We start from the raw sequence: 26,776 nt of genomic DNA, 5'->3' as shown, positions 1-26,776 counted from the left end.
GGATGCTGCTCGAAGTGCGCGACCTGCACGTGGAGTTCCACACCCGGGACGGTGTCGCCAAGGCCGTCAACGGCGTCAGCTACGGCGTGGACGCGGGCGAAACCCTGGCGGTCCTCGGCGAGTCCGGCTCCGGGAAGTCCGTCACCGCCCAGACCGTCATGGGCATCCTCGACATGCCGCCGGGCCGGATCACCGCCGGCGAGGTCCTCTTCGAGGGGCGGGACCTGCTGAAGCTGAAGGAGGAGGAACGCCGGAAGGTCCGCGGCGCCGAGATGGCGATGATCTTCCAGGACGCGCTGTCCTCGCTGAACCCGGTCCTGACCGTCGGCGACCAGCTCGGCGAGATGTTCACCGTGCACCGGGGCATGTCCCGCAAGGACGCCCGCGCCAAGGCCGTGCAGCTGATGGACCGGGTCCGCATCCCCGCCGCCGAGGAGCGGGTGAAGCAGTACCCGCACCAGTTCTCCGGCGGCATGCGCCAGCGCATCATGATCGCCATGGCGATGGCCCTGGAGCCGAAGCTGATCATCGCCGACGAACCGACCACCGCCCTCGACGTCACCGTCCAGGCTCAGGTCATGGACCTGCTCGCGGAACTCCAGCGCGAGCTGCACATGGGACTGATCCTCATCACCCACGACCTCGGCGTGGTCGCCGACGTCGCCGACAGGATCGCGGTGATGTACGCGGGCCGGATCGTGGAGACGGCGCAGGTCCACGACATCTACAAGGCGCCCGCCCACCCCTACACCCGCGGCCTGCTGGAGTCGATCCCGCGCCTGGACCAGAAGGGCCGGGAGCTGTACGCCATCAAGGGCCTGCCGCCCAACCTCACCCGCATCCCGCCGGGCTGCGCCTTCCACCCCCGCTGCCCGATGGCCCAGGACATCTGCCGCACCGACGTACCGCCCCTGTACGACGTGACGGAGTCCGACGCGGAGCGGGGCAGCGCCTGCCACTTCTGGAGGGAGTGCCTGCATGGCTGAGCCGATCCTCCAGGTCAGGGGGCTGGTCAAGCACTACCCGCTGACATCCGGCATCCTCTTCAAGAAGCAGGTCGGCTCGGTGAAGGCCGTCGACGGCGTCGACTTCGAACTGGCCCGCGGCGAAACCCTGGGCATCGTCGGCGAGTCCGGCTGCGGCAAGTCCACGGTCGCCAAGATGCTGGTCAACCTGGAGAAGCCGACGGCCGGCGAGATCCGCTACAAGGGCGAGGACATCACCCGGCTGTCCGGCAAGGCTTTGAGGTCCGTACGCCGCAACATCCAGATGGTCTTCCAGGACCCCTACACCTCCCTCAACCCCCGCATGACGGTCGGCGACATCATCGGGGAGGCGTACGAAATCCACCCGGAGGTGGCCCCGAAGGGCGACCGGCGCGGGCGGGTCCAGCACCTGCTGGACGTGGTCGGCCTCAACCCGGAGTACATCAACCGCTATCCCCACCAGTTCTCCGGCGGCCAGCGGCAGCGGATCGGCATCGCACGGGGACTGGCCCTGCGCCCGGAGATCATCGTGGCCGACGAGCCGGTGTCGGCGCTGGACGTGTCCGTCCAGGCCCAGGTGATCAACCTGATGGGCCGCCTCCAGGACGAGTTCGACCTGTCGTACATCTTCATCGCCCACGACCTGTCGATCGTCCGGCACATCTCCGACCGGGTCGGCGTGATGTACCTCGGCCGCATCGTGGAGACCGGCCGCGACGCCGAGATCTACGACCACCCGACCCACCCCTACACCCAGGCGCTGCTGTCCGCCGTGCCCGTGCCCGACCCGGAGGCCCGGGAGCACCGCGAGCGGATCATCCTCGCCGGGGACGTCCCGTCGCCGACCGACATCCCCTCCGGCTGCCGTTTCCGCACCCGTTGCTGGAAGGCGCGGGAGCGCTGCGCCCTGGAGGTGCCGGCGCTGGCGGTGCCCGCCGAGTTCCGGGGCGTCCCCGGACCGGCGGCCCACGACTCGGCGTGCCACTTCGCGGAGGAGAAGCAGGTCGTGCCGCCGGAGGAGCCAGGCGACATCGCGCACGGCGCGAGCGGCCCGCACGGCGCGCACCGGGAGGACAGCCCGGAGGAGGGCGGACAGGGCAGCGGGCCGGGGTGACTTGGTGCTCCCCGGCCCGCTCACGGCACCCGCACGGCCGTACGTCGATCAGCTTCACGCGTCCGTATATCGGTACCGCGTCGGTGAAGTTGCCTGTGTGTTAAAGCGGTTGGCGGCTACGGGCGGCGTCGGGCGAGCGACCGCTCGAGGAAGTCCACCTGGAGCATCAGCAGGTTCTCGGCGACCGACTCCTGCGGTGTCATGTGCGTGACCCCGGACAGCGGCAGCACCTCGTGCGGGCGGCCCGCGGTCAGCAGGGCCGATGACAGGCGCAGGGAGTGGGCGACCACCACGTTGTCGTCCACCAGCCCGTGGATGATCATCATCGGCCGGTGCGGTTCGGCGGCGTCCACCAGGCCCGCGTCGTCGATCACCGAATTGCGGCGGTAGACCTCCGGCTGTTCGTCCGGGTGGCCGATGTAGCGCTCCTGGTAGTGGGTGTCGTAGAGCCGCAGGTCGGTGACCGGGGCGCCCACGACGGCGGCGTGGAAGACGTCCGGCCGGCGCAGGGCGGCCAGCGCCGCCAGGTAGCCGCCGAAGGACCAGCCGCGGATGGCGACGCGGTTCAGGTCGAGCGGGAAGTCGGCGGCGAGGGCGTGCAGCGCGTCCACCTGGTCCTGGAGCACGACGGCGGCGACGTCGTCCTTGATGGCCTTTTCCCAGGCGGGGGAGCGCCCCGGGGTGCCGCGGCCGTCGGCGACGATCACCGCGAACCCCTGGTCGGCGAACCACTGCGAGGTCAGGTGGGCGTTGTGCGCGGCCGCCACGCGCTGGCCGTGCGGGCCACCGTACGGGTCCATGAGGACGGGGAGGGGGGTGTCACCGTGGTAGTCCCTTGGCATAAGCACGGCGCACGGGACACGGCGTGCGCCCCCTTGGGTGAGCGTCACGCGCGGGGACAAACCGGGGTCTTCGGCGTAGGACGCCACGGTCGCCGTCGGCTTCCCGTCCCGCAGGACCTGTACCCCAGCCCCCGGCCGGTCGAGCGTCGCCGAGACCAGAACGGTCACGCCCCCGGCGCGTACCGCCGAGTGCACGCCGGGCTCCTGGGAGACGCGCTCCACGCCGAGTTCGTTCACTCGGTAGACGTGCACTTCACCCGTCTCCGGATCGGCCGCCTCCTCGCCCGCCGAAGCGGAGACCAGCACGTCGTCGTCGGAGACGTCGAGCACGGCCCGCAGGTGCAACTGGGCTCCCGTGAGCGGCCGTTCACCGACCGTCAGAACCCGCGCCCCACCCTCGTCGGCGATGCGTACGAGCTGCCCGGATGGGCTCCAGCAGGGGGCGCCGGGGACGAGTTCCAGCCAAATCGGATCTTCGTCGGCGTGCACCATCCGGGTCGTTCCGGACTCCGCGTCCACGGCGAGGAACAACTGGCTGCGCTGGTCGCGCGACTGCACGAGGAGGAGCGGCGCACCCGCCGCTGACCAGTGCACTCGCGCCAGATACGGATACCGCGCCCGGTCCCACAGGACCTCCGTGCGCCCCCCGTCCAGCCCGACCACGAACAGTTGTACGTCCGCGTTGGCGGTGCCCGCCGCCGGATACGGCACCTGGTGCGGAGCGCGGTCGGGGTGCGCCGGGTCGGAGATCCACCAGCGCCGGACCGGCGTGTCGTCCACGCGCGCCACCAGCAGCCGGTCCGAGTCCGGACCCCACCAGAAGCCCCGGCTGCGGCCCATCTCCTCGGCGGCGACGAACTCGGCGAGCCCGTACGTGACGCCCTCCCCGTCCACCTCGGCCAGCGCCCGGTCGCCGTCCCCCTCCGCGCCGACGACCCGCAGGGCGCCCCGGGCGACGTACGCGATGTGCCGTCCGTCGGGGGAGGGGCGCGGGTCGATCACCGGTCCGGGGACGGACAGTTCGCGTGCGGTCCCGGCCTGCAGCTCGGCCGTGAAGAGCCGCCCCGACAACGCGAACGAGGCCAGCTCGAGGGCCGAGTCGGTGGCGTAGCCGACGATGCCGGCGCCACCCTCGCGGCTGCGCTCGCGCCGGGCCCGCTCCTCGGGCGACAGGCGCTCCTCGGCGCCGCCCAGGAGGGCGCGCGGGTCGGCTGCGACGCGCTCCCCGCCCTTCTCGAGGTCGAGGATCCACAAGGCGTTGGCCCGGTCCGTGCCGGAACCTGAGCGCAGGAAGGCGACCCGTGAACCACCGGGCGCCACGGTGAACGAACGCGGCGCGCCGAGCGTGAACCGCTGGGTGCGGGCGTGCCGTCTGGGGAAGGACTCGGACTCGGTCGTCATGCCTTGACCATATTGGCCATGCGCCCCCTTGTGCGGCCGTGCGCCGAGAGATGCGCGCGCACGGATAGTTATGATCACTAGCGCACAGTGGGTATCACCCGAATACCCGCTGCGTGGATTTATCTGTCCCAAGGTTCGACTGCGTCCGACCCCCCATGTCCCTGGGCTTATTGGAGGTGAGCCGCCGTGGCACTCTCGATTTCGGCGGTTGTGCTGCTGGCGATCATCGTTTTCCTGCTGGTCAAGAAGTCAGGTCTGAAGGCGGGGCATGCGGTCGTCTGCATGCTGCTGGGCTTCTACCTGGCCTCCTCGACCGTCGCGCCCACGATCAGTGAGCTGACGACGAACATCGCGGGGATGATCGGGAGCATCAGTTTCTGACAGTCGGCCCGGGGCGCGCTGCGCACTGCTCGCCATCCCCGTCCGCGCGGTCTTCCACGGTGAGGGAGCCACCGTCGCGGAGTGGGCGGCCCCACGGACGGTCTCCCGCGTACGAGGACGAGCACGCGGCCTCATAGGGTGGTCCCATGACGGACATGCCCGCCCGGCGTCTGCTGCTGGTGCACGCGCACCCGGACGACGAGTCGATCAACAACGGCGTCACCATGGCCAGGTACGCGGCCGAAGGCGCCCACGTGACGCTGGTGACCTGCACCCTCGGTGAGCGGGGCGAGGTCATCCCGCCCGAGCTCGCGCACCTGACCGGAGCCGCTCTCGGCGGACACCGCAGGGAGGAGCTGGCGGCCGCCATGCGCGCGCTAGGCGTGGACGACTTCCGGCTGCTCGGCGGTCCGGGCCGGTTCGCCGACTCCGGGATGATGGGCCTGCCCGACAACGACGACCCCGGCTGCCTGTGGCAGGCCGACGTCGACCGGGCCGCCGGGCTCCTCGTCGAGGTGATCCGCGAGGTGCGCCCCCAGGTCCTCGTCACCTACGACCCGAACGGCGGGTACGGCCACCCCGACCACATCCAGGCCCACCGCATCGCCACGCGGGCGGTGGAGCTGGCGGCCGAGGCCGGGTGCCCGGTCGACAAGGTCTACTGGAACCGCGTGCCGCGCACCGTGGCCGAGGAAGCCTTCGCCCGGCTCGGCGAGGCGCTGCCCGGCCTGCCCTTCGAGAAGGCGGCCGGCATCGAGGACGTACCGGGCGTCGTCGACGACGAGCGGATCACCACCGAGATCCGCGGCGAGGGCTTCGCACAGGCCGCCAAGGCCGCCGCGATGCGGGCGCACGCCACCCAGATCACCGTGGACGGGTCCTGCTTCGTCCTGTCCAACGAGCTGGCCCAGCCCCTCTTCACCACCGAGTACTACGAACTGGTGCGTGGGGAGCGGGGCCCCGGTGACGGGGAGCACGGGCGCGAGAGCGACCTGTTCGCCGGAATCGGCAACGGTGACGGGATCGGGGAGGCGTCGTGAGCGGGCGTACCGAGCCGACGAACTCCGCCCTGGCCCAGCCGCTGCGCCCGCCGTCCCTCGGGCGGGCGGCCCTCTACCCAGGGCTCGTCGTGCTCGGCGCCGTGGTCGGCGTGGCGGGGGCGCTGCTGCAGTCGGCGTGGTTCCCGGGCGGCCTGTTGCTCGCGCTGGCCGCCGAGGTGGGACTCTGTCTCGGGGCGGGCCGGGCCGTGGGACGCCGGGGCGGGGCCGTCGCGCCCGCCGCCGGCTGGGCACTCGCCGTGGTCCTGCTCACCACCAGCCGGCCGGAGGGCGACTTCCTCTTCGCCGCCGGCAGCGGCTCCTATCTGTTCCTGCTCGGCGGGATCGCCATCGCTATGATGTGCGCCACGCTCGCACCGGTGCGGCAACCGGACGGCGACGCCGTCCGACTTCGCAAGTGACGTACCGCTCCGCCGTGACACCGGCGTGCGAGTCCGGTGTGGGTTTCCCCAGCGGTCACGGAATACGCGCGAGAAGTGGCCAGTATGGTGGTGCGCGCCGCCGAGCCGCCCGCTTTGAAGGTGTGACGGGCGGCGGAGCCAACCGGGAGAACCTGCCTTGAGTCGTGAAACTGACAGTTCGTCCTCCGGGCCCCACGGGCGCGGCGGAGCCGCCTACCCGTCGGGCACCCCGCCCTACGGGACACCCACGGCTTCCGACGCCGGTACGGAAGCGGGCCGTTCGGCCACGCGGCCGGAGGAGCGCAAGACCGAGACGACGCTGACGACCCGTATCCGGATCAACATCCCCGGGTCGCGACCCATCCCGCCGGTCGTCATGCGCAAGCCCGTCGCGGTCGCCGAGGGCGACGCCGGTGAAGCGGAGACGGCCGAGCGGTCCGAGCCGAGCGCCGCCCCGCCGGCCCCGGGCGTCGCGGGGACTCCCGCCGGGCCCGCGCAGTACGCCCGGTCGGCCGAGGACAAGCCGGCCAGCGACTGGTTCGCGCCGCGCAAGTCCGGTCCGGGCACCGGCGCTCAGGGTGGTGGCTCCACCAACGGCGCCGGTCCGTCCGGTGGTTCCGAAGCGGCGGCCGGTGCGCCGGGCGCGCCCGGGGCGGGTCCCGCGGGTTCGGGTGCGCGACCGGGCGGCGGGAGTGGCCGTCCCGGTGGTGTCGTCGGCTCCATGAACGCTCCGGGCGGCTCCCGGCCCGGGTCCGCCAAGGGCACCGGTCGCTCCGGTGCGGCCGGCGGTCCCGTGGCGCCCGGTCACGGCGGCGGCACCGGTTCCTTCGACGTCACCGAGGCACTGGCGGCGGGGCCTCTCGGCAACGGCGACGGAACGCCTCCGGGCAGCGACGACGCCGGCGAAACGCGCCGCGACGACCTCCCGTACTTCTCGGGGGCCGGGCAGGGCAACCGGGCCCCCGGTCCCGGCGACGGGCACTTCGGCCCGAACGGGCAGTCACCGTACGGCGCAGCCCAGGGCCCCGCGGGTCCGACGGGCGGCCCGGTCACCGGGGACGGCGCGCTGGCGTCGCCGTCCCCCGGAGGCCTTCGCGCGCCCGGGTCGCCCGAGGGACCCGGCATGCCCGGCGGACAGCGCGGCCCCGCGAGCGACGGCTTGCGCGGCCCCGGCGGCCCGGCCGGACCGGGAGTTACCGGTGGCCCGACCAGCCTGGGCGGCCCCGGTGGCCCGACCGGTCCGGGTGGCCCCGGCGCTCCCGGCCGACCCGGTGGTCCGGACCGGTCGCAGAGCCCCGGCGCCGCCCGGCTCGGTAATGGCGGCGGGCTCAGTGACGACACCGCGATCCTCACCCCGCAGAAGCCCGCCCCCGAGCCCGGCACCCCCGGCTACGGCAACCCGGACAACGTCTCCGGCAACACCGTCACCAGCGGCATCCCCGTCGTACCGGCCGCCGACGGGAACACGCCGTTCCGGGGCGGGCCCGCCGACGGACCGCTGCCGCACACGCCCCCGAAGCTGCCCGAGCCGGTCTCCACGCCCCCGGCGAGCTCCGCCAAGCCCGCCAAGAAGAAGGGGCGCGGCAAGCTTCCGCTGCTCATGGTCGGCCTGGTCGTCGTCGCCGGTGTCACCTACGGCGCGGGCCTCCTCATGAACCGCTCCGACGTCCCCAAGGGCACCACCGTGCTGGGCGTCGACATCGGTGGCAGCACGCGCGACGACGCCGTCGAGAAGCTGGACGACGTCCTCGCCGCCCGAGCGAGCAAGCCGCTCAAGCTCACGGTGGGCGGCGAGACCGTCTCCCTGAAGCCGGACCAGGCGGGACTCCAGCTCGACACGCAGGCCACCGCCAGCGCCGCGGCGACCAGCGACTACAACCCGGTCTCCGTGATCGGCTCGCTCTTCGGCCGGCAGCGGGTCGTCGATCCGGTGATGCCCGTCGACGAGGAGAAGCTGCACGCCGCCCTGGAGGACGCGGCCGGCGGCGCGGGCTCGTTGACCGAGGGAACCATCGAGTTCGAGTCCGGCAAGGCCGTGCCCGTGTACGGCGAGCCGGGCAAGGGCATCGACGTCGCCAAGTCCACCGAGGCCGTGCGGGAGGCGTACCGCGCCCAGGTGGAGACGGGCACCGCCACCCCGGTGCACGTGCCGACCACCACCCAGCAGCCCACGGTCTCCAAGGCCGAGGTCGACCGGATGATGAAGGAGTTCGCCGAGCCGGCGATGTCGGCCAAGGTGACCGTGCAGACGGACCCCGCGCACTCCGTCCCGATGAGTCCGGAGAAGTCGCTGTGGAAGTTCCTGCGCGTCACGGCCGTCAACGGCAAGCTGGTCGACAAGCCCGACCTGAAGGCCCTCGAAGACCTCTACGGCGGGGCGTTCGACGGCGTGCTCATCACCCGGGCCAACGGTGATAAGACGCCCGTCACCCCCCAGGACGTCTACGGCGCCCTGCGCCAGGCCCTCATGAGCAAGACCGACCGGTTGGCGGTCATCGAGACCGACCCCAGCTGACGACGCCACTTCCCGGGAGGGGCGCTCGGCACTCGCCGGGCCCCTCCCGTCGTACGACGGCCGTACGGCACTCCACGGCCGTATGACGACTGTCAGCCAGCACTCCGGATCACCGACACTGCCGGGCAACCGTCCGCGGCGGGCACGACGGCGGTTCACCACGGCCCTCCAGGAACTGGCGGTCAGGAACGGGGCGGAGGCGGTACGGACCGCGCGGGAGAAGGGCTGGCTGCAGCGGGCCCGTCCACCCGCCCCGAAGGGGTGCGGCGGGCCGCGTCGACCATGCGGCTGCGCCACGCGGGCGCGACCGGCCACGAGCGGCCCGTAACCGCACGACGACGGGAGCTCACGGCGCGCAGGCCCGGACTTCACCCGGGCGCGCCAGCGCAGATCTCAGTTGAGCATGGCGCGAGCCACCCGGGCCTCCCGCCGGATCTCCTCCGCGACCGCCTCGTCCACGGCTCCCACCACCTCCGCGTAAGCCTCCAACTCCCCGGCCCCGGCCAGGAACTCCCCCCGCTGCACCAGCAACCGCGCCCGCTCGTACCGCAGCCGCGCCGGATGCGCCGGCAACAGCAACGCCAGCTCGATCGCCCACAACCCGACAGCCGACTGCTCCGGACGGCCCGCCGCCCACGCCCGGATGTTGTTCAGGATCCGCGCCACCACGTCCAACGGCGCCGCGGGCGCCAGCATCGACGGCCGCAACGCCGCCCCCGTCGCCCCGGCCACCAGCACCTCGGCGTCGTTCCCCTCCAGCACCCGGCCCCCGTCGAACGGATCGGCGAGCACCCGCTCCTCCTGCGACCCGATCTCCGGACCGAGCTCCGAACCGAACCCGACCACGAAGTGCCCCGGCAGCGCGACCCCGTACACCGGCGCCCCGGCCCGCCTGGCCACCTCCAGCCACACCACCGACAGCATGATCGGCAGCCCGCGCCTGCGCCGCACCACCTCGTGCAGGAGCGACGACTCCAGCCGCCGGTAGTCCGCGGCGACCCCGTGGAACCCGTACCGCTCGCCCAGCAGGTCCCGCAGCGCCTGGGCCCAGGCGTGCGGCGAACCCGGCCGGAACGGCAGCTCCCCGGCCAGCCGGTCCAGCTCCACCTGAGCGGCGTCCAGACCCGCCTCGTCCAGAGTCCCGTCCGCCTCAGCGCCCACCAGCAGGCACAGCGTCGACAGGTCGGGCCGTTCGGACCGCGCCTCTTCGGCGAACCGCCGCCGCACCTCGGCGGAGCGTTCCGGGGACGGCGGGTGCGGGGAGTGAGGGTGGCGCATGACTGGTTCGTGCCCTTCCACGGCGATCGGCTACCGGTCCGTACCGGCGTTCGTCGGCTCCCGGTAGTGGTGGTACGCGTGATGCGCCGCGAAGCCCATCCCGCCGTACAGTGCCCGCGCCGCCGCGTTGTCGGCCTCGACCTGGAGCCACGCCGCCGACGCTCCCTCGTCGAGCGCGCGCCGGGCCAGCGCGGCCAGCACGGTCGTGGCGAGCCCTCGGCGCCGCATCGCGGGATCGACCTCGACGGCCGCGAAGGAGGCCCACCGTCCGTCCACGACACACCGCCCGATCGCGGCCGGGGCGCCGTCACCGGGCACCGTGGCGAACCACACCGACGGCCCGGAGCTGAGTACCCGGAGGGCAACGTCGCTCACGCCCTTGCGCTGGTACCGCGCCAGCCACGCCTCGTCCGCCTCCCGGGACAGGACGGCACCGGTGCCCTCCGCCCGGTCGGCGACCGGCGCGAGTCCGCCGGTCCACAGCTCGGCCGTCACCTCCCGCATCCAGCCCCGTCGCTCCAGCTCCGCGCACAGCAACTCCTGCGTGCCGTCGGCGCCGGTGGCGGTCTGGACGTACGCGGGCAGGCCGCGGTCGCCGTACCAGCGGCGTACGGCCGTCAGCGCCTCGTCGAGGGGCAGGCCCGGATCGCCGAGGGGCAGTACGGAGTTGGCCCGCCGGGTGAATCCGCCCGATGCCCGCAGCTCCCACTCGCCGAGCCACTCGCTCTCCACCGGACGCCAGGCCCGCGAGGCGACGCGCGCCAGCTCCTCGTAGGAGGCGGCGGGACCACGGCGACGCGCCGGGGCGGACGGCACGATCTTGCCCGCGACCAGCGAGGCTTCGGGTATGTGGACGCTTTCGCCACTCTTCCGTGTGATCACCAGCACACCGTTGTCCCAAGATGTGAGAACGCCTACCGTGTCGGTGAACTTCTCCGCCGCGCCACCAGCGGCGTTCAGGCGCCGTACGGAGACTCTTTTGCCCACGTCAGCGGCGGTGATGCGGACTTCCAGACGGCCTGCGGCAGAGATTTCCACGGGTCGGTGCACCCCTCCTGTTCGGATCATGCCCAAGAACGGAGATACTAGGGGCGGGCATCGACGACGCCGCGCTCCCGCGCGCCAGGCGGCGGAGCCTGAGGTGGCCCGCCAGCGCCCGTATCGAGGAGGAACGACAGCGTGACCTACGTCATCGCGCAGCCTTGTGTCGACGTCAAGGACAAGGCGTGCATCGAGGAGTGCCCGGTCGACTGCATCTACGAGGGCCAGCGGTCCTTGTACATCCACCCGGACGAATGCGTCGACTGCGGTGCCTGTGAGCCGGTCTGCCCGGTCGAGGCGATCTTCTACGAGGACGACACTCCGGAGGAGTGGAAGGACTACTACAAGGCGAACGTCGAGTTCTTCGACGAGCTCGGCTCGCCCGGCGGCGCCAGCAAGCTGGGGCTGATCGAGCGCGACCACCCCTTCGTCGCCGCGCTGCCGCCGCAGGCGTAAACACCCGCGCCGCCTCGGTCCCGTACGGCCCGGTCACCCGATCGGCGCCGCACGGGACCGAGGCGTTCGCCGTGGCGGCGCGTGCCGACGTGTACCGACGAAAGTGAGCCAGTAACCGTGTCCGCAGTCTCCGACCGCTTGCCCGCCTTCCCCTGGGACAAGCTGGAGCCCTACAAGAAGACGGCCGCCGCGCACCCGGACGGCATCGTCGACCTCTCCGTCGGCACTCCGGTCGACCCGGTCCCCGAGCTGATCCAGAAGGCCCTGGTCGACGCGGCGGACTCCCCGGGCTACCCGACCGTCTGGGGCACCCCGGCACTGCGCGACGCGATCACCGGCTGGGTCGAGCGCCGGCTCGGCGCCCGCGAGGTCACCCACCGCCACGTCCTGCCCATCGTCGGCTCCAAGGAACTCGTCGCCTGGCTGCCGACCCAGCTGGGCCTCGGCCCGGGCGACAGGGTCGCGTTTCCTCGCCTGGCCTACCCGACGTACGAGGTCGGCGCGCGGCTGGCCCACGCGGGGTACGAGGCGTACGACGACCCGACCGAGCTGGACCCGGCGGGGCTGAAGATGCTGTGGCTCAACTCCCCGTCGAACCCGACCGGCAAGGTCCTGTCCAAGGACGACCTGTCCCGGATCGTGGCCTGGGCCCGCGAGCACGGCGTCCTCGTCGTATCCGACGAGTGCTACCTCGAGCTGGGCTGGGAGGCCGACCCGGTCTCCGTCCTGCACCCGGACGTCAACGGCGGCTCGTACGACGGCCTGGTCGCCGTCCACTCGCTCTCCAAGCGCTCCAACCTCGCCGGCTACCGCGCGGCCTTCCTGGCGGGCGACCCGGCCGTCCTGGGGCCCCTCCTGGAGATCCGCAAGCACGGCGGCATGATGACGTCCGCGCCGACGCAAGCGGCCGTGGTGGCGGCCCTCGGCGACGACGAGCACGTCCGCGTCCAGCGCGAGCGCTACGCGGCCCGCCGCACGGCCCTGCGCGAGGCGTTCCTCGGCCACGGCTTCCGCATCGAGCACAGCGAGGCCAGCCTCTACCTCTGGGCCACCCGCGACGAGTCCTGCTGGGACACCGTCGCCCACCTCGCCGAACGCGGCATCCTGGTCGCCCCCGGCGACTTCTACGGTCCGGCGGGCGGCAATCACGTCCGAGTCGCCTTCACGGCCACGGACGAACGCGTACACGCGGCGGTAACCAGGCTGGGGGCCTGACGGCCGGGCGGCTCGGCTTGGCTCGGCTGTGGGCAATCGTTCCGCAGGGCGATGAGGGTACCTCCCATGCCCTCAGGCAGTGGGGGAGGGTGGGCACGGCCACCAACGCCGGGTGCCCGGCCAACGAACGCCCACTGCGCCGACGTACCCACACGGCTACGGGGCCTGGGAACCCCCAGACCCCGTAGCCGTACGAGCCAGGCGCTCTAGCCGACCGGCAGACCCTGCACCGGCAGCCCGCCCTTGCCCAGCGCGTCCGTCGGCAGCCCGCCCTCGGTGGCCGTCTTCGCCGTGTCACCGACGACCTCCCCGGCGGAGCCCGCCGCGTCGCCCGCGGCCTTCTGCGCCACCGGCGTGGTCTTCTTGACGAGCGAGCCGCCGGTCTTGCCCGCGGCCGGCACCGTCTTCTTGACGGCCTTGCTGCCGGTGTCGCCCGCGGCTCCGGTGGCGTTCTGGGCCGCGGCGTCGACGGTGTTGCCGACGTTCGCCCCGTCCAGCGCGGTCAGTCCGCCGAGGTTCGGGATGGCGGGCAGTTCGGGAGCCGCGCTGGCGGAGCCGGCCGCACCGACCCCGGCAGCCGCTCCCGCAGCGACGAGCAGCGCGGCACGGGCGATCCGGCGGGTCAGGGGGAGGGACATGATGCTCCTTCGACGGAAGTCAACGATGGGGAATCCGACCGTGCCCGGCGAGTGATCGACCGGGCTCGGACGCAGTGACTACCGCTCGAAGGCCACGAAGGTTGCGGACGCACAACGTAAAGAGTTGGCAATGCGTCGCATTATAGGGTGCCCATAAAAACGGGCAAAAGGGAGACGGTCGGAAGTCTGCCGAATCCTTACAGCCCTTGATTGCCCTGGGTTCCAGCGGTTCCGGCGACGAGATGGTGAAAACCCGGGCGCCGCGTCGACGCGGCGCCGCCACGGGTAACCCTCAGGGGTGACGGATCGGACGGGTGAGTGCTGTGGCCCGCGGGCCGAAACAGCTAGCGCGCGGTGGTGATCCGGACCGCCCCCGCAGCCCGTTCCGCACCCCGCGCGCCGCCTTCGCCCGTCGGATACCACTTGCTGTCGGTGTTCCCCGCGGTCCACTGGCGGCCCGCGTAGGAGACCCGCTCGATGCGCAGCGAAGAGGCGTTGGCCACTGCCCAGTGGGCCAGCTGCCAGCCTCGTCGTTCCGGGCTCGCCTCCGTGCCCGAGCCGGCGCCGGTGGCGACGGGCAGCGTCACGGTCCGCCCGGCGGAGCCGCTGCCGGCCGGTGAGGGCGTCGGCTTCGGGGTGGCGGCGTCGCTCTCCGCCTCCGCGCCGGCCGGGCGGAGCACGTCGCGCCCGAAGTCCCGCACGAGCGCCGCGCGGACCGCGTCGGGCCCGTCGGCCCGGGTGGCGCCGGGGCGGCCCTCGCAGGTCAGCGTCGCCGCGGACCGCCCGGTCAGCGCGGCGGCCAGGAGCGCGGCGTCCGGTTCGTGCTTGGCGTACGCGTCCGGGAAGCCGCTGCGCTGCACGCGCTGGGCGGCGACGGTCAGCGGGAGGCGCGTGTAGTCGGGCACCTCGACCAGGTGGTCGTAGAACATGCCCGCCGAGTACGCCGGGTCCATGATCTCCTCCGGCGACCCCCAGCCCTGCGAGGGACGCTGCTGGAACAGGCCGAGGGAATCGCGGTCGCCGTGGTCGATGTTGCGCAGGGTCGACTCCTGCAGCGCGGTCGCCAGCGCGATGGTCACCGCACGCTCCGGCAGGTTGCGCGCGGTGCCCACGGCGGTGATCGTCGCCGCGTTCACCGCCTGCTCCGGGGTGAACTCGTAGGCCGTCCGGCCGTCCTCGGCGGAGACCACCTTGCAGCCCGGAGCGCCCGCGGTGACGTACTTCACCGCGAGGTAACCGGCGACCGCGAGCAGGACCATGGAGGCCGCTCCCGAGCGGAGGAGGCGGCCACGGCGTTTGCGGGTGGGTGACGGCTGAAGCACGCGTACAAGGTACTGGAGGGTAGCCAGTGGTGTACGCCGGGCACGGGCAATGCCCGCAAGGGCGGGGGCGTTAGGGTCGGGGCCATGGCCGATACCCCGCTTGACCTCACGCTGGACGCCGCGGAGCTCACCGCGCGGCTCGTCGACTTCCCCTCCGAGAGCGGCACCGAGGAGCCGCTGGCGGACGCGATCGAGAGCGCCCTGCGCGCCCTGCCGCACCTGTCGGTCGAGCGGTACGGCAACAACGTGGTGGCCCGCACCGACCTGGGGCGGGCGGAGCGCGTGATCCTGGCCGGCCACATCGACACCGTCCCGATCGCCGACAACGTACCGTCCCGGCTCGACGAGGACGGCGTCCTGTGGGGCTGCGGCACCTGCGACATGAAGGCGGGCGTCGCGGTGCAGCTCCGCATCGCCGCCACCGTCCCGGCGCCCAACCGCGACCTGACCTTCGTCTTCTACGACAACGAGGAGGTCGCCGCCGAGCTGAACGGCCTGAAGCGCGTCGCCGAGGCCCACCCCCGATGGCTGGAGGGCGACTTCGCGGTGCTGCTCGAACCGTCCGACGGCCAGGTGGAGGGCGGCTGCCAGGGCACGCTGCGGGTGCTGCTGAAGACGACGGGCGAGCGGGCGCACTCGGCGCGCTCCTGGATGGGCTCCAACGCCATCCACGCCGCCGCGCCGATCCTCGCCCGCCTCGCGGCCTACGAGCCGCGCTACCCGGTGATCGACGGCCTGGAGTACCGCGAGGGCCTGAACGCGGTCGGCATCACGGGCGGGGTCGCGGGCAACGTCATCCCCGACGAGTGCGTCGTCACCGTCAACTTCCGCTACGCCCCCGACCGCAGCCCCGAGGACGCCCTCGCCCACGTGCGGGAGGTCTTCGCGGACTGCGGGGTGACGGAGTTCGTGGTCGACGACCACAGCGGCGCCGCCCTGCCCGGCCTGTCCCACCCGGCCGCGGCCGCCTTCATCGAGGCGGTGGGCGGCACCCCGCAGCCCAAGTACGGCTGGACGGACGTGTCCCGCTTCTCGGCGCTCGGCGTCCCGGCCGTCAACTACGGACCGGGCAACCCCCACTTGGCGCACAAGCGCGACGAACGGGTGGAGACGGCGAAGGTCCTCGCGGGGGAGGAGCGCCTGCGGTCCTGGCTGACGGCGTGATCCACAGAGGGTTCACCAGAGGGTTTAGCCCGCTGCGTGGCGGACATGCTGAGGTCCCTCGTACGTAACCCGCGTAGATCTACGCTGAGGTGGAAGAACCTGCGACTGGAGGGAGCGCGCGCATGGCTACCGGCAACCCCGAGGGCAAGAAGCGGCCACCGGAGGAGCAGCGCCTGGGCCCTGTCCTCCGGCGGCGGGGTCAGGTCCAGAAAAGCACCACGGACCAGCGCCTGCTGGACGAGCGCGCTCCGACCGACTGGGTCCACACCGACCCGTGGCGCGTCCTGCGCATCCAGTCGGAGTTCATCGAGGGCTTCGGCACCCTCGCCGAACTCCCGCCCGCGATCAGCGTCTTCGGCTCCGCCCGTACGGCGGTGGACTCACCTGAGTACGAGGCCGGCGTGCGGCTGGGCCGCGGCCTCGTGGAAGCGGGCTTCGCGGTCATCACCGGCGGCGGACCCGGCGCCATGGAGGCGGCGAACAAGGGTGCCCTGGAGGCGAAGGGCACCTCGGTCGGTCTCGGCATCGAGCTGCCGTTCGAGCAGGGGCTCAATCCGTACGTCGACATCGGCCTGAACTTCCGGTACTTCTTCGTCCGCAAGATGATGTTCGTCAAGTACGCGCAGGGCTTCGTGGTCCTGCCCGGCGGGCTCGGCACCCTCGACGAACTCTTCGAGGCGCTCACCCTGGTCCAGACCCAGAAGGTCACCCGCTTCCCCATCGTCCTCTTCGGCTCCGAGTACTGGGGCGGGCTGGTCGACTGGCTGCGCAACACCCTGGTCGCCCAGGGCAAGGCCGCGGAGAAGGACCTCCTCCTCTTCCACGTCACGGACGACGTGGACGAGGCGGTGGCCCTGGTCTCCAAGGAGGCGGGGCGCTGACCCGAGCGCGCCGGGCCCGGCAGGGGCGCGGCGACGCGGTACGCGCCGCGCCCCTACGCCAACCCCCGCCGAGCCACCGCCGGCTCCCGGTGCCCCGCGATCGTCGCCACCATGTCCAGCACCTGCCGGGTCTCCGCCACCTCGTGCACCCGGTACACCTGGGCCCCCAGCCACGCCGAGACCGCCGTCGTCGCCAGCGTCCCGAGCACCCGCTCCTTGACGGGCCGGTCCAGCGTCTCCCCGACGAAATCCTTGTTGGACAGGGACACCAGCACCGGCCACCCGGTCTCCACCATCTCCCCGAGCCGCCGCGTCGCCTCCAGGCTGTGCCGCGTGTTCTTCCCGAAGTCGTGCCCGGGGTCGATCAGCACCGACTCCCGCGGCACTCCGAGCGCCACCGCGCGTTCGGCCAGCCCCACCGTCACCTTCAGGATGTCGGCCATGACGTCGTCGTACGTCACCCGGTGCGGCCGCGTCCGCGGCTCGGCGCCGCCGGCGTGCGTGCACACCAGGCCCACCCCGTACCGCGCCGCGACCTCCGCGAGCTTCGGATCGACTCCGCCCCACGCGTCGTTCAGCAGGTCCGCCCCGGCCTCGCACACGGCCTCACCGACCTCGTGCCGCCAGGTGTCCACGCTGATCACGACGTCCGGGAACCGCCGCCGCACCTCCGCGACGAACGCCACCGTCCGCCGTGCCTCCTCCTCGGCCGACACCTCGTCACCCGGTCCGGCCTTCACCCCGCCGATGTCGATGATCGCGGCGCCGTCGGCCACCGCCTGCTCCACGCGTGCGAGCGCGGGCTCGTCGTGGAAGGTCGCCCCCTGGTCGTAGAAGGAATCCGGGGTCCGGTTCACGATCGCCATGATCACCGGCTCGTGCGCCGCGAATTCACGCCTGCCCAGTCTGAGCATCCCCTGTGACATCTCCTCGTCCACATCCTTCTCACGTCCGCTGAACCGAGCGCGGCGGATCGAGCCGGACGCCCGGACTTCGACCGCCTGCGGCCCCGACTGTCAGACTCGCATGGCACGATCGGACCCGGCACAACCGACTCCGGCTTCGAGTCCGACCAGGACCCGGACCCGGACTCGATCCAACGACCCGACCATGGGGGCCCAGCGATGGTCATGTTCCTGTTCCTCGTCGTCGCGCTGGCCGTCGTGGTCGCCGCGGTGACACTCGCCGTGGTGAGCGGCGGCGACAGCGGGCCGCTGCCCGACGCCGCGCCCGAGCGGCTGCGGGACTCCCTGCCTCCGGACCGCCCGGTCGGCCGCGCGGACGTGGAGCGGCTCCGCTTCCCGCTCGTCGCCCGCGGCTACCGCATGGCGGACGTCGACGACGCCCTCGGCCGCCTCGGCGCCGAGCTGGCCGAGCGCGACGCCCGCATCGCCGACCTGGAGTCCGCGCTGGCCGGTGCCCGGGCCGCCGTCGCCCACCAGCACGTCTCCATGGAGAAGCCGGGCGAGGAGGAGCGGTGAGCGCCGGGGAAGCGATCGCCGGGCCCGACGGGGCGCCGCGCTGCCCCTGGGCCCTGTCCACCACGGACTACCTGGCGTACCACGACGAGGAGTGGGGCCGCCCGGTCCACGGCGACGACGCCCTGTACGAACGGCTCAGCTTGGAGGCCTTCCAGTCCGGCCTGTCCTGGATCACCATCCTGCGCCGCCGCGCCGGCTTCCGCGCCGCCTTCGCCGGCTTCGAGATCGCCGAGGTGGCGGCCTTCACCGACGAGGACCGCGACCGCCTGCTCGTTGACGCCGGCATCATCCGCAACCGCGCCAAGATCGACGCGACCCTCGCCAACGCGCGCGTCCTGGCCGGCTGGGCCCCCGGCGAGCTGGACGAGCTGATCTGGTCCCACGCCCCGGACCCCGCCGGACGCCCGATCCCCAAGACCCTCGCCGACGTCCCGGCGGTCACTCCCGAGTCCACGGCGCTGTCCAAGGCCCTGAAGAAGCGGGGCCTGCGCTTCGTCGGCCCGACGACGGCGTACGCGCTGATGCAGGCGTGCGGCCTGGTCGACGACCACCTGCGAGCGTGCGTGGCCAGAAGCGCCCCGTAAGAGGCGAGGGGTCGGCGCGAGCGGCCACGAACGGATCCGCGGCCGCCGACGGGACGCCGGTCGGGAGCTCAGCGGCCCGAGTAGTTCGGCTTCTCCTTGTTCACGAAGGCCCGCACCGCGATCGCGTGGTCTTCGGAGGACCCGGCCCGGGACTGCAGCTCGTCCTCCTTCTCCAGGGTCTCGTCCAGCGAGTGCGTCAGCCCGAACGCCACCGACTCCTTGAGCGCCGTGTAGGCGACGGTCGGCCCCTCGGCCAGGGTCCGCGCAACCTTCTCCGCCTCGGCACGCAGGTCGGCGGCGGGCACGACCCGGTTGGCGATGCCCAGCTCGTACGCCTCCTGCGCCTTGATGCTGCGCGGGAAGAGCAGCAGGTCGGTGGCGCGCCCGGGGCCGACCACGCGCGGCAGCGTCCAGGAGATCCCCGAGTCGGCCGTGAGCGCGACACCCGCGAAGGACGTGTTGAACGCCGCCGTGTCCGCGACGATCCGGTAGTCCGCCGCGAGCGCGAAGCCGAAGCCCGCCCCGGCCGCCACGCCGTTCACGGCGGCGACCACCGGTTTCCGCGCGTCCGCCAGCGCCCGCACGATCGGGTTGTAGTGCTCGCGCACCGTGCTCATGGTCTCGCCCGAGCCCGTCTCCCGGTCGGCGGCAAGCAGCCCGATGTGCTCCTTGAGGTCCTGCCCGACGCAGAACGCCCGGTCCCCGGCCGCGGTCAGCAGCACCGCCCGTACGGCCTCGTCGGCCGCCGCGGAACGCACCGCGTCCCGGAGCGCGACCTTGGTCTCGATGTTCAGCGCGTTCATCGCCTCGGGGCGGTTCAGCGTGATCGTCGCGAGCCCGTCGCTCACCTCGTAGAGCACGGTGTCGGCCATGGGTTCCCCTCCGCGTCGTGGACGGTCGTGGTCGTACGTGTGTGTCCGGCACTCAGCATGACGGAGATCATCGGAAGTGGATCGCTCCGCGGATGTGACCTGCGTCAAAGGTTTCCGGTCCGTATCCATTCGGCGGAAGTGGGCGAGGGCGCGCAGTATCGCAGTCACATCGCCGAATTGAGTGGTTTTGCTCGCGTGCGTTGCCCAAGCGATGCCGACCGATGTTGGTCATCGGGTCGTGGGATGCGGGATAATGGCTGGGAAGCAATGTGTTCGATGCCGGTGTCGCGCGTCCGGGCCGGATTGCGCGTGCCCTCACGGGCCGTCGGCGGTGACGGTGAGCTGGTATCAGGAAGGGGAACGAGCATGGCGGCCATGAAGCCGCGGACGGGCGATGGCCCGCTCGAGGTGACCAAGGAGGGGCGGGGCATCGTCATGCGCGTTCCGCTCGAAGGCGGCGGGCGGCTCGTCGTCGAGCTGACCCCCGATGAGGCCGACGCGCTCGGCGACGCCCTCAAGCAGGTCGTCGGCTGACGCGCGAGCGACCATACCCGTTCAGTCGCCCCGGTGCCGCACGCGGTGCCGGGGCGACTGGCTTCCGCTTCCGCCGTGCGCCGTCCCGTAAATCGCGCGCCGTTTCCATGGGCCGTACGGGCGGTTGATTCACCTTTTCACGGCGCACAGCAGGCCGTCGCCCACCGGCAGCAGTGACGGCACCAGTTCCTGACTGTCCCTGACCGCGCGCAGCAGTTCCCGCAGCCGCAGCACCTCGGTGGGCTGCGGTCCGGAGTCGATCGTCCGACCGGTGCCGAAGACGCCTTCGAAGGCGACGAGGCCTCCGGGGCGCAGCAGACGCAACGATTCAGCGAGGTAGTCGAGGTACTCCAGACGGTCGCCGTCGCAGAAGACGAGGTCGTAGCCGGCGTCCGCGAGCCGGGGCAGGACGTCCAGGGCGCGGCCCGGGATGAACCGGGCCCGGTTGCTGGCGAAGCCCGCGGCGCGGAAGGCCTGACGGGCGAACTGCTGGTGCTCCGGTTCCGGGTCGACCGTGGTCAGTACGCCGTCCGGCCGCATTCCGTGCAGCAGATGGATACCGGAAACGCCGCAGCCGGTGCCGATCTCCGCGACCGCCTTCGCGTCCACGGCGGCGGCGAGCAACCCCAGAGCGGAGCCGGTGCCCGGGGGTACCGAGCGCAGGCCCGCCTCGCGGGCCCGGTCGCGGGCCCAGAGCAGCGCGTCGTCCTCGGCGACATAGGCGTCGGCGAACGCCCAGCTCGTCTGCCGGTTGCCGGTAATGACCCTCTCCTGTCCCCGTTGTTGCCTCGGCGTGACTGTATCCGTTGGCGCCGGGAACCCGCAGATGGGACCGGTCGTTCAAGGGGAGAGCAAAAAGGGACGACTGGACGGCCGGACGCGACGGGGGCAGCGAAGTGGGCCAGGGTGCCGAGCAAGTGCTGACGCAGCCGTACGAGCCGTGTCAGCCCAGATCAAATTCTCGTAAAACCGCTTATCCGGAGCTAACGGGCGAGGTGGCTATGGTAGGGGCTCCACTGGACACCACCAGAGCCGACAGGGGAGGTGCGGCCGCGCCCGCGGATCGGGGTGGAGTGCTGCGGCGCTTCCTCGGATCGGCAGGCAGGCCGAAATCCGTGAACGACACCGCTGCTGACCACAGCCACGCCGACCGTCCCGGCACGGGACACACCCAGACCGCGACCTTCTCCAGCGACGCGGACGGGCAGGCGTGGACTCCGCCCACCTGGGAGGAGATCGTCAGCACCCACAGCGGCCGGGTCTACCGCCTCGCCTACCGCCTCACCGGCAACCAGCACGACGCCGAGGACCTCACCCAGGAGGTCTTCGTCCGTGTCTTCAGGTCCTTGTCGACGTACACGCCGGGCACCTTCGAGGGCTGGCTGCACCGGATCACCACCAATCTCTTCCTGGACATGGTCCGCCGCAAGCAGCGCATCCGCTTCGACGCGCTCGGCGACGACGCGGCCGAGCGGCTGCCCAGCAAGGAGCCCACCCCGCAGCAGGTCTTCCACGACGCCCACTTCGACGCGGACGTCCAGCAGGCCCTGGACACCCTCGCGCCCGAGTTCCGCGCGGCCGTCGTCCTGTGTGACATCGAGGGGCTGTCGTACGAGGAGATCGCCGCGACGCTCGGCGTCAAGCTCGGCACGGTCCGCTCCCGGATCCACCGCGGCCGGTCCCAGCTGCGCAAGGCACTCGCGCACCGCTCTCCCGAGGCCCGCGCGGAGCGTCGCACGTTCGCGGCCCGTGTTCCCGCACTGGGAGGAGGGGGCACGAGCGCGTGAGTGGGTCACGGCGTGAATCCGAGGGACACCTCGCGGAACAGCATCTGGGAGACCGACTCTCCGCCCTGGTGGACGGGGAGCTCGGTCATGACGCGCGTGAGCGCGTCCTCGCACACGTGGCCACCTGTCCGAAGTGCAAGGCGGAGGTCGACGCGCAACGCCGGTTGAAGAACGTCTTCGCCGAGGCGGCACCGCCGGCCCCGTCCGAGAGCTTCCTGGCCCGCCTCCAGGGGCTGCCGGGCGGAGGCGACGTGGACGGTGGCGGCTCCCCGCTGGACGGCTCAGGCTTCTCCGGGGGTCTCGACGGGGTCTTCGGGACGAATCGGGGCGAGCGCTTCGAGTTCGGCTACGTTCCCGCCCGGCCGCACTCCTCCGTGCTGGCGCCGCTCTCGCCGGGGCGCGGCTTCCGCATCCACGACGTGAGCCGGCACGAGGCCGAGCGGTCGTCCTCGCGCGGCCTGCGGTTCGCGTTCGCCGCCGCCGGAGCGGTGTCGCTGGCCGCGATCGCGCTGGGCGGCGTCACCGTCGGCACGCCGGACACCACCACGGAGGCGCGGGGCTCCGGCAGCGGCAGCAATGTGACGCCGGCGCGCACCCAGGGCGCCGGCACGGCCACGACCTCGGAGAGCCAGCGCCGCCGCTCGGGCACGCCGCTGCTCGGCCAGTCCCAGGGACAGCGGGCGCTCGGTGAGAGCCCCGTCGCCCCCACCGAGGCCGCGCCGCTGCTGCCCGGACTGCCGGCCCCCGCGGGAGCCGGCCCACGGGAGCAGGTCGTTCGCGCGCTGACCACTCCGGTGAGGGCCGGTGCCGCCGCCGTGTCGCCGCTGATACGTCCGCTCGCAGCGGTCCCGCCCCTCGCGCTGACCTCCTGGGCGACCGCATCCGACGTCAGGCCACCCGGCCTGCTCGCCGCACCCGTCCCCGGCCCGCTCACAACCCCCTACCCGGTGGTGCCCCCCGCCGCCTCCCACCGTCCGGCTCCCTGACCGGGATCTGCGCACCGGCCCGTGAACCTGATTGAATCCCGGGACGGCGCCAGAGCACTTGGAGCCGACGAACTGCGGCCAGCTGTGGGGGAGACATGAACGAGGGGAAGCCCACGAAGGCGAAGTGGTGGAGCCGTCCCCGCTCGTCCGACGACGCGACCGACGGCGACTTCGAGCTGCAACGCCCTCGCGCGGCCCGGAGCACCGCCACGGGTGAGGAGGCGGCCGACGGGGGCGACTTCGAGCTGGACCGCCCGGCGCCCGTCGCGGCCGGCACGGGGGACTACGAACTGGACCGGCCGACGGCGGACGGCACCGCGGCGGACGCGGGCAGCCCCGCCGACGCGAGCCCGCGCGCGGCGACGGCCCCGCACGCCGGCCCACGCCGGACCGGCGCCGAGAACACGGGCGTGCGCACGCCCGGTGACGACGGTACGGGTGTCCGCACGGGCTCGGAGGGCGACGGTACGGGTGTCCGCAGGGACACGGACGGCGACGCCGCCGCGCAGGCCGACCGGACCGACGCCGTCCCGCCCGTCGCCGCCGCCGACGCCGACGCGGCTCTTCCCACCGGCACGGACGGTGACGCCCAACCGGCCGGCGACCTCAAGGGTGCCGCGTCGGTCGCCGAGCGCCCCAGGCCGCTGCACGACCCCGACCCGTACAGCACCCCTCCGTACGGCGAGCCGGGCCCCTGGGCCCCCGCACCGCCGGTGCAGCACCCGGCGACGACGTCGGCGCACGGCACGGTCGCGGCGGCGTTCCACACCGGCGACGTGCCCGTGGCACCGCCCCCGGGCGCGCTGCCCGACCCGGCGTTCGCCGACACCCCGCCGCCCGCTCCGCCGGCGCCCGGCGTCCCCGTCGTACCCCCCGCCTCCGCCCCCGCCCCTGCCGTGCCGTCCCCGGCCCAGCTCCCCGGCACGGCGCCCGGCCCGGCGTTCGCCGACGCCCCTGTCGCCGCCCCGGCCGCGGCAGGGACCGGAGGAGACGGAACGGACGCCGACCCCTGGCGGCGTTACGACCCGTGGGCCGCCTCGGCCGCCGCCTCCCTCCAGCAGAGCGGCGCGGCCGTACCCACGCGGGACCAGCGGCGCAGGCGGGCCAGGAAGGTGATCGTCGGCGGGGCGCTGATCATCGCGCTGGTCTCCGGCGGCATCGGCGGCGCCCTGGGCACCTATCTTGAACGCAACGGCGGCATCGGCACCGTGGAGCTGCCCCAGGCCGGGAATGAGGCGGCCGAGCGGGCGCCGGACAGCGTGGCCGGGATCGCCGCCCGCGCCCTGCCCAGCGTGGTGACCCTGCACGTGAGCGGCGGCGACGCCGCGGGTACCGGCACCGGCTTCGTCCTCGACGACCGCGGCCACATCCTGACCAACAACCACGTCGTGGAACCCGCCGGAAGCGGTGGCGAGATCACCGTCACCTTCAACAGCGGCGACACCGCCGAGGCCACGGTCGTCGGCCGGGACGGCGGATACGACCTCGCCGTGGTGAAGGTCAAGGGCGTCAGCGGCCTCACCCCCATGCCCCTCGGCAACTCCGACAACGTGCGGGTCGGCGACCCCGTGGTCGCCATCGGTGCCCCCTTCGACCTGGCGGGCACCGTCACCTCCGGCATCATCAGCGCCAAGGAGCGGCCCATCACGGCGGGCGGCGAGGAGGGCGACGGCAGCGACGTGTCGTACGTCGACGCCCTGCAGACCGACGCGCCGATCAACCCCGGCAACTCCGGCGGCCCCCTCCTGGACGCCCAGGGCCGGGCCATCGGCATCAACTCCGCCATCCGGTCCGCCGACGGCGGCGGCACCGAGTCCGACGGCGGCCAGTCCGGCTCGATAGGGCTGGGCTTCGCCATCCCCATCAACCAGGGCAAGCGCGTGGCCGAGGAGCTGATCAACACCGGCAGGGCCACCCACCCGGTCATCGGCATCACCCTCGACATGGCCTACTCCGGCGACGGCGCCCGCGTGGCGGCCAAGGGCAGCGCCGGCGGACCCCCGGTCACCACGGGCGGACCGGGCGCCGAGGCCGGCATCAGGGCGGGGGACGTGATCACCGCCGTCGACGGCAGACGCGTGCACTCCGGCGAGGAGCTCATCGTCAGGACCCGCGCCCACCGCCCCGGCGACCGCCTGGACCTGACCCTGGAGCGCGACGGCAAGGAGACGCACGTCTCACTCGTACTCGGCTCCTCCGACGGGGACTGACCGCTGCACACCTCCCGACAAGGGGCCAGGAAGGCAAACAATTCGGAAAGCGCCCGCATACACCCACTCGGGGCTCACGGGACGGTACCGGTCGCACGGGATCGGCGGGTACCGTGGTTGCGGCCCGGACATCCCAAGGAGCTTCAGGTGTTCAATGACATAGGCGCACTCGAGCTGGTGACACTCGTCGTCCTCGCCGTGCTCGTGTTCGGTCCGGACAAGCTCCCCAAGGTCATCCAGGACGTGTCCCGCACCATCAGGAAGATCCGGGAGTTCTCGGACAGCGCCAAGCAGGACATCCGGCAGGAGCTGGGCCCCGAGTTCAAGGACTTCGAGTTCGAGGACCTCAACCCCAAGACGTTCATCCGCAAGCAGCTGGACAACGACGAGCTGGGGCTCAAGGAGATCCGCAACGGCTTCGACCTGAAGAAGGAGATGGCCGAGGTCACCGACGCGGTGCACGGCCGTGAGCCGGAGGCGTCGTCCGGCTCGGCGTCCTCGTCGGGCTCCACCGGCGGCCGCGTCGACATGTCCAAGAAGCCCGAGGTCCCGGCCCGCGACGACCGTCCGCCCTTCGACGCGGACGCCACCTGAGCCGAATCCGTCACCACGCGCGCCACGCGCGCCACGCGCGCCGCACGCACCGTACGTGACGCTTCTCACACTCCGGGCCGGGCGCGCAGGGCCCGAAGGAGACGCCCGTGCGACCCACGCGCCGGGTGGTTTCCCGGCTGCCGCCTGGCGTGTGGCTATGCTGCCCGAGTTGTTGTGCGGACCGGACGAGTACGCCCGAAGGGGGGCGGGCCGTTCCGGACCGACGAGAGCGAGGAGGCGTCCGGGCACATGGAGACGACGAGTGAGGCGGTCGCGCAGACGCCGGGCACGGAGGATGGACAAGGGGTCCCCTCCGACCGGCGGACACTCGACGGCTACCTGCGTGCGCCCTTCCCGTGGTACGGCCTCGACGAGGCCTTCACGGGACGGCGCTGGCTGATGCAGGTCGGCGCGGCGGCCGACGGAACCGTGGAACACGGCTCGATCGGGCACGGCGACGAACCGTCGGTGCGCAACGAGCACGCGTCCGGTGACGACCGGGACGCCAGGGAGAAGTTCGCGGTCGTCGTGACCGTCGCGGCCAACCCCGACCGGCGCAGTGCCGACGGTACGGGTCTGCTGGAGGCCACCTCGGTGTCCTCGGCGGCCTGGCTGGCCGGTGTGGGGCTGCTGTCCTTCACCTGGCCCGGCCAGATGGACCACTCGCTGCGGGACGACTGGCTGGAGCAGCAGACGGAGACCGCGTGGGTCCTCGCGGACGACCTCGACGGGGCCGACTGGACGACGCTGTCCCTCCCCGTGGACGGCGTGCCCACGTCGTTCCACTACCGGGAGTCCGAGTTCGGCTGGGTGCTCGCCGGTTCCACCGAACAGGGCGTCCATCTCGGGGCGTACGGCCGCGGGATGAGCGCGTACGGGCTGGCTTTCGCCGTGGTGAAGGACATCGCGGGGTACGCCTGAGCGCGGACACGTGCCGGGGCGCCGTCCGCTCGGACAGCGCCCCGGCTAGTACCAAGGCCGTGAAGTTTGGGGGTTGGGGCGGGTTGTCAAGGTTCTGGAGACGCGAGGATGTTG

General features: G+C 72.7%; 26 protein-coding genes and 1 pseudogene. 19 read left to right on the top strand and 8 right to left on the bottom strand.

The genetic code is table 11. The features are described 5' to 3' along the window. The first annotated feature begins 2 nt into the window (after positions 1-2). A complete protein-coding gene (locus IE142_RS04280; RefSeq protein ID WP_191884471.1) occupies positions 3-986 on the top strand; it encodes an ABC transporter ATP-binding protein in 984 nt (327 codons plus the stop codon). Beyond that, positions 979-2,100 (top strand): ABC transporter ATP-binding protein, encoded by a 1,122-nt coding sequence (locus tag IE142_RS04275; RefSeq protein WP_191884470.1) that lies wholly within the window; start codon positions 979-981, stop codon positions 2,098-2,100. The genes IE142_RS04280 and IE142_RS04275 overlap by 8 nt, the downstream gene beginning before the upstream one ends. A 116-nt stretch (positions 2,101-2,216) precedes the next feature. Here IE142_RS04275 and IE142_RS04270 read toward each other — a convergent pair whose 3' ends face one another. Then, positions 2,217-4,343 carry a S9 family peptidase gene (locus tag IE142_RS04270; RefSeq protein WP_191884469.1) on the bottom strand — a complete coding sequence of 709 codons (2,127 nt, stop codon included), beginning with the start codon at positions 4,341-4,343 and terminating at the stop codon, positions 2,217-2,219. A gap of 186 nt (positions 4,344-4,529) precedes the next feature. Here IE142_RS04270 and IE142_RS04265 point away from each other — a divergent pair, with 186 nt between their 5' ends. The 5 genes and pseudogenes from IE142_RS04265 to IE142_RS37480 form a co-directional block, all read left to right on the top strand. Next, positions 4,530-4,724, top strand: a complete 195-nt coding sequence (locus tag IE142_RS04265) for a hypothetical protein (protein WP_043380305.1) — start codon at positions 4,530-4,532, stop codon at positions 4,722-4,724. Positions 4,725-4,870: 146 nt separating this feature from the next. Beyond that, entirely contained in the window at positions 4,871-5,764 is an 894-nt protein-coding gene (gene mshB, locus IE142_RS04260) for an N-acetyl-1-D-myo-inositol-2-amino-2-deoxy-alpha-D-glucopyranoside deacetylase (protein ID WP_191884468.1), read from the top strand. Next, positions 5,761-6,183 (top strand): DUF6113 family protein, encoded by a 423-nt coding sequence (locus IE142_RS04255; protein ID WP_191884467.1) that lies wholly within the window; start codon positions 5,761-5,763, stop codon positions 6,181-6,183. The genes mshB and IE142_RS04255 overlap by 4 nt, the downstream gene beginning before the upstream one ends. Before the next feature lie 157 nt (positions 6,184-6,340). After that, positions 6,341-8,698 carry a hypothetical protein gene (locus IE142_RS04250; RefSeq protein WP_191884466.1) on the top strand — a complete coding sequence of 786 codons (2,358 nt, stop codon included), beginning with the start codon at positions 6,341-6,343 and terminating at the stop codon, positions 8,696-8,698. A gap of 160 nt (positions 8,699-8,858) precedes the next feature. Beyond that, a pseudogene (locus tag IE142_RS37480) lies at positions 8,859-8,930 on the top strand (DNA-binding response regulator); the annotation flags it as partial. A gap of 161 nt (positions 8,931-9,091) precedes the next feature. Here the strand turns inward: IE142_RS37480 and IE142_RS04245 are convergent. Next, positions 9,092-9,976, bottom strand: coding sequence for a transglutaminase family protein (locus tag IE142_RS04245; RefSeq protein WP_191884465.1), 885 nt, complete (start codon positions 9,974-9,976; stop codon positions 9,092-9,094). Positions 9,977-10,006: 30 nt separating this feature from the next. After that, positions 10,007-11,014 (bottom strand): GNAT family N-acetyltransferase, encoded by a 1,008-nt coding sequence (locus tag IE142_RS04240; protein ID WP_191884464.1) that lies wholly within the window; start codon positions 11,012-11,014, stop codon positions 10,007-10,009. A 141-nt stretch (positions 11,015-11,155) separates the two neighbouring features. On the opposite strand from IE142_RS04240, the gene fdxA reads away from it, so the two are divergent. Both fdxA and IE142_RS04230 read left to right on the top strand, forming a co-directional pair. Beyond that, positions 11,156-11,473, top strand: coding sequence for a ferredoxin (fdxA, locus tag IE142_RS04235; RefSeq protein ID WP_005480604.1), 318 nt, complete (start codon positions 11,156-11,158; stop codon positions 11,471-11,473). Positions 11,474-11,590: 117 nt separating this feature from the next. Then, on the top strand, positions 11,591-12,688 hold the full coding sequence (locus IE142_RS04230; RefSeq protein ID WP_191884463.1) for a bifunctional succinyldiaminopimelate transaminase/glutamate-prephenate aminotransferase: 1,098 nt from the start codon (positions 11,591-11,593) through the stop codon (positions 12,686-12,688). Between the two features lie 206 nt (positions 12,689-12,894). Here IE142_RS04230 and IE142_RS04225 read toward each other — a convergent pair whose 3' ends face one another. Further along, positions 12,895-13,326: an ATP-binding protein gene (locus IE142_RS04225; RefSeq protein ID WP_191884462.1), complete on the bottom strand. Its 432-nt coding sequence runs from the start codon at positions 13,324-13,326 to the stop codon at positions 12,895-12,897. A 344-nt stretch (positions 13,327-13,670) separates the two neighbouring features. After that, a complete protein-coding gene (locus tag IE142_RS04220; RefSeq protein WP_191884461.1) occupies positions 13,671-14,648 on the bottom strand; it encodes a VldE C-terminal domain-containing protein in 978 nt (325 codons plus the stop codon). A gap of 84 nt (positions 14,649-14,732) precedes the next feature. Between IE142_RS04220 and dapE the strand changes: the two genes are divergently transcribed. Together dapE and IE142_RS04210 are read left to right on the top strand one after the other, a co-directional pair. Beyond that, positions 14,733-15,812: a succinyl-diaminopimelate desuccinylase gene (dapE, locus tag IE142_RS04215; RefSeq protein ID WP_191884460.1), complete on the top strand. Its 1,080-nt coding sequence runs from the start codon at positions 14,733-14,735 to the stop codon at positions 15,810-15,812. 122 nt (positions 15,813-15,934) lie between these two features. Beyond that, positions 15,935-16,693 (top strand): LOG family protein, encoded by a 759-nt coding sequence (locus IE142_RS04210; protein ID WP_191884459.1) that lies wholly within the window; start codon positions 15,935-15,937, stop codon positions 16,691-16,693. A gap of 53 nt (positions 16,694-16,746) precedes the next feature. On the opposite strand, the gene folP is transcribed toward IE142_RS04210, so the two are convergent. Beyond that, complete coding sequence (folP, locus tag IE142_RS04205; RefSeq protein ID WP_191884458.1) at positions 16,747-17,607, bottom strand: dihydropteroate synthase; 861 nt, start codon at positions 17,605-17,607, stop codon at positions 16,747-16,749. 210 nt (positions 17,608-17,817) lie between these two features. On the opposite strand from folP, the gene IE142_RS37305 reads away from it, so the two are divergent. Continuing rightward, the gene (locus IE142_RS37305; protein WP_100049357.1) at positions 17,818-18,174 is read left to right on the top strand and encodes a DivIVA domain-containing protein; all 357 of its coding nucleotides are present in this window, start codon (positions 17,818-17,820) and stop codon (positions 18,172-18,174) included. Beyond that, positions 18,171-18,758 (top strand): DNA-3-methyladenine glycosylase I, encoded by a 588-nt coding sequence (locus IE142_RS04195; RefSeq protein ID WP_191884457.1) that lies wholly within the window; start codon positions 18,171-18,173, stop codon positions 18,756-18,758. Before IE142_RS37305 ends, IE142_RS04195 begins: the two co-directional genes overlap by 4 nt. A 68-nt stretch (positions 18,759-18,826) precedes the next feature. Here the strand turns inward: IE142_RS04195 and chcB are convergent, their stop codons facing one another. Then, complete coding sequence (chcB, locus tag IE142_RS04190) at positions 18,827-19,630, bottom strand: 2-cyclohexenylcarbonyl CoA isomerase (RefSeq protein ID WP_191884456.1); 804 nt, start codon at positions 19,628-19,630, stop codon at positions 18,827-18,829. Between the two features lie 366 nt (positions 19,631-19,996). Here chcB and IE142_RS04185 point away from each other — a divergent pair, with 366 nt between their 5' ends. Continuing rightward, complete coding sequence (locus IE142_RS04185) at positions 19,997-20,164, top strand: DUF3117 domain-containing protein (protein ID WP_018105485.1); 168 nt, start codon at positions 19,997-19,999, stop codon at positions 20,162-20,164. A gap of 129 nt (positions 20,165-20,293) precedes the next feature. On the opposite strand, the gene IE142_RS04180 is transcribed toward IE142_RS04185, so the two are convergent. Then, positions 20,294-20,992: an O-methyltransferase gene (locus tag IE142_RS04180; protein WP_167343804.1), complete on the bottom strand. Its 699-nt coding sequence runs from the start codon at positions 20,990-20,992 to the stop codon at positions 20,294-20,296. 287 nt (positions 20,993-21,279) lie between these two features. Between IE142_RS04180 and sigE the strand changes: the two genes are divergently transcribed. From sigE to IE142_RS04155, 5 genes are all read left to right on the top strand, one after another. Continuing rightward, the gene (gene sigE, locus IE142_RS04175; protein WP_191884455.1) at positions 21,280-21,951 is read left to right on the top strand and encodes an RNA polymerase sigma factor SigE; all 672 of its coding nucleotides are present in this window, start codon (positions 21,280-21,282) and stop codon (positions 21,949-21,951) included. Next, positions 21,948-22,937, top strand: a complete 990-nt coding sequence (locus IE142_RS04170) for an anti-sigma factor family protein (protein ID WP_191884454.1) — start codon at positions 21,948-21,950, stop codon at positions 22,935-22,937. Before sigE ends, IE142_RS04170 begins: the two co-directional genes overlap by 4 nt. Before the next feature lie 95 nt (positions 22,938-23,032). After that, positions 23,033-25,147: a trypsin-like peptidase domain-containing protein gene (locus IE142_RS04165; protein ID WP_191884453.1), complete on the top strand. Its 2,115-nt coding sequence runs from the start codon at positions 23,033-23,035 to the stop codon at positions 25,145-25,147. A gap of 147 nt (positions 25,148-25,294) precedes the next feature. Continuing rightward, on the top strand, positions 25,295-25,741 hold the full coding sequence (locus IE142_RS04160) for a sec-independent translocase (protein WP_191884452.1): 447 nt from the start codon (positions 25,295-25,297) through the stop codon (positions 25,739-25,741). Positions 25,742-25,990: 249 nt separating this feature from the next. Then, positions 25,991-26,662, top strand: a complete 672-nt coding sequence (locus tag IE142_RS04155) for a hypothetical protein (RefSeq protein WP_191884451.1) — start codon at positions 25,991-25,993, stop codon at positions 26,660-26,662. Positions 26,663-26,776 lie beyond the last annotated feature (114 nt).

This window comes from Streptomyces mutabilis, from assembly GCF_014649815.1.
GTDB lineage: Bacteria > Actinomycetota > Actinomycetes > Streptomycetales > Streptomycetaceae > Streptomyces > Streptomyces mutabilis.
This window is presented reverse-complemented; position numbering and strand designations above follow the sequence as displayed.

What these genes read in the sequence shown, in the direction of transcription:
- folP (WP_191884458.1), bottom strand. Translation starts at nt 17,607, where the DNA reads ATGCTCAGACTGGGCAGGCGTGAATTCGCGGCGCACGAGCCGGTGATC.
- IE142_RS04165 (WP_191884453.1), top strand. Translation starts at nt 23,033, where the DNA reads ATGAACGAGGGGAAGCCCACGAAGGCGAAGTGGTGGAGCCGTCCCCGC.
- IE142_RS04270 (WP_191884469.1), bottom strand. Translation starts at nt 4,343, where the DNA reads ATGACGACCGAGTCCGAGTCCTTCCCCAGACGGCACGCCCGCACCCAG.
- mshB (WP_191884468.1), top strand. Translation starts at nt 4,871, where the DNA reads ATGACGGACATGCCCGCCCGGCGTCTGCTGCTGGTGCACGCGCACCCG.
- chcB (WP_191884456.1), bottom strand. Translation starts at nt 19,630, where the DNA reads ATGGCCGACACCGTGCTCTACGAGGTGAGCGACGGGCTCGCGACGATC.
- IE142_RS04210 (WP_191884459.1), top strand. Translation starts at nt 15,935, where the DNA reads ATGGCTACCGGCAACCCCGAGGGCAAGAAGCGGCCACCGGAGGAGCAG.
- IE142_RS37305 (WP_100049357.1), top strand. Translation starts at nt 17,818, where the DNA reads ATGGTCATGTTCCTGTTCCTCGTCGTCGCGCTGGCCGTCGTGGTCGCC.
- IE142_RS04155 (WP_191884451.1), top strand. Translation starts at nt 25,991, where the DNA reads ATGGAGACGACGAGTGAGGCGGTCGCGCAGACGCCGGGCACGGAGGAT.
- dapE (WP_191884460.1), top strand. Translation starts at nt 14,733, where the DNA reads ATGGCCGATACCCCGCTTGACCTCACGCTGGACGCCGCGGAGCTCACC.
- IE142_RS04245 (WP_191884465.1), bottom strand. Translation starts at nt 9,976, where the DNA reads ATGCGCCACCCTCACTCCCCGCACCCGCCGTCCCCGGAACGCTCCGCC.
- IE142_RS04275 (WP_191884470.1), top strand. Translation starts at nt 979, where the DNA reads ATGGCTGAGCCGATCCTCCAGGTCAGGGGGCTGGTCAAGCACTACCCG.
- IE142_RS04225 (WP_191884462.1), bottom strand. Translation starts at nt 13,326, where the DNA reads ATGTCCCTCCCCCTGACCCGCCGGATCGCCCGTGCCGCGCTGCTCGTC.
- IE142_RS04280 (WP_191884471.1), top strand. Translation starts at nt 3, where the DNA reads ATGCTGCTCGAAGTGCGCGACCTGCACGTGGAGTTCCACACCCGGGAC.
- IE142_RS04185 (WP_018105485.1), top strand. Translation starts at nt 19,997, where the DNA reads ATGGCGGCCATGAAGCCGCGGACGGGCGATGGCCCGCTCGAGGTGACC.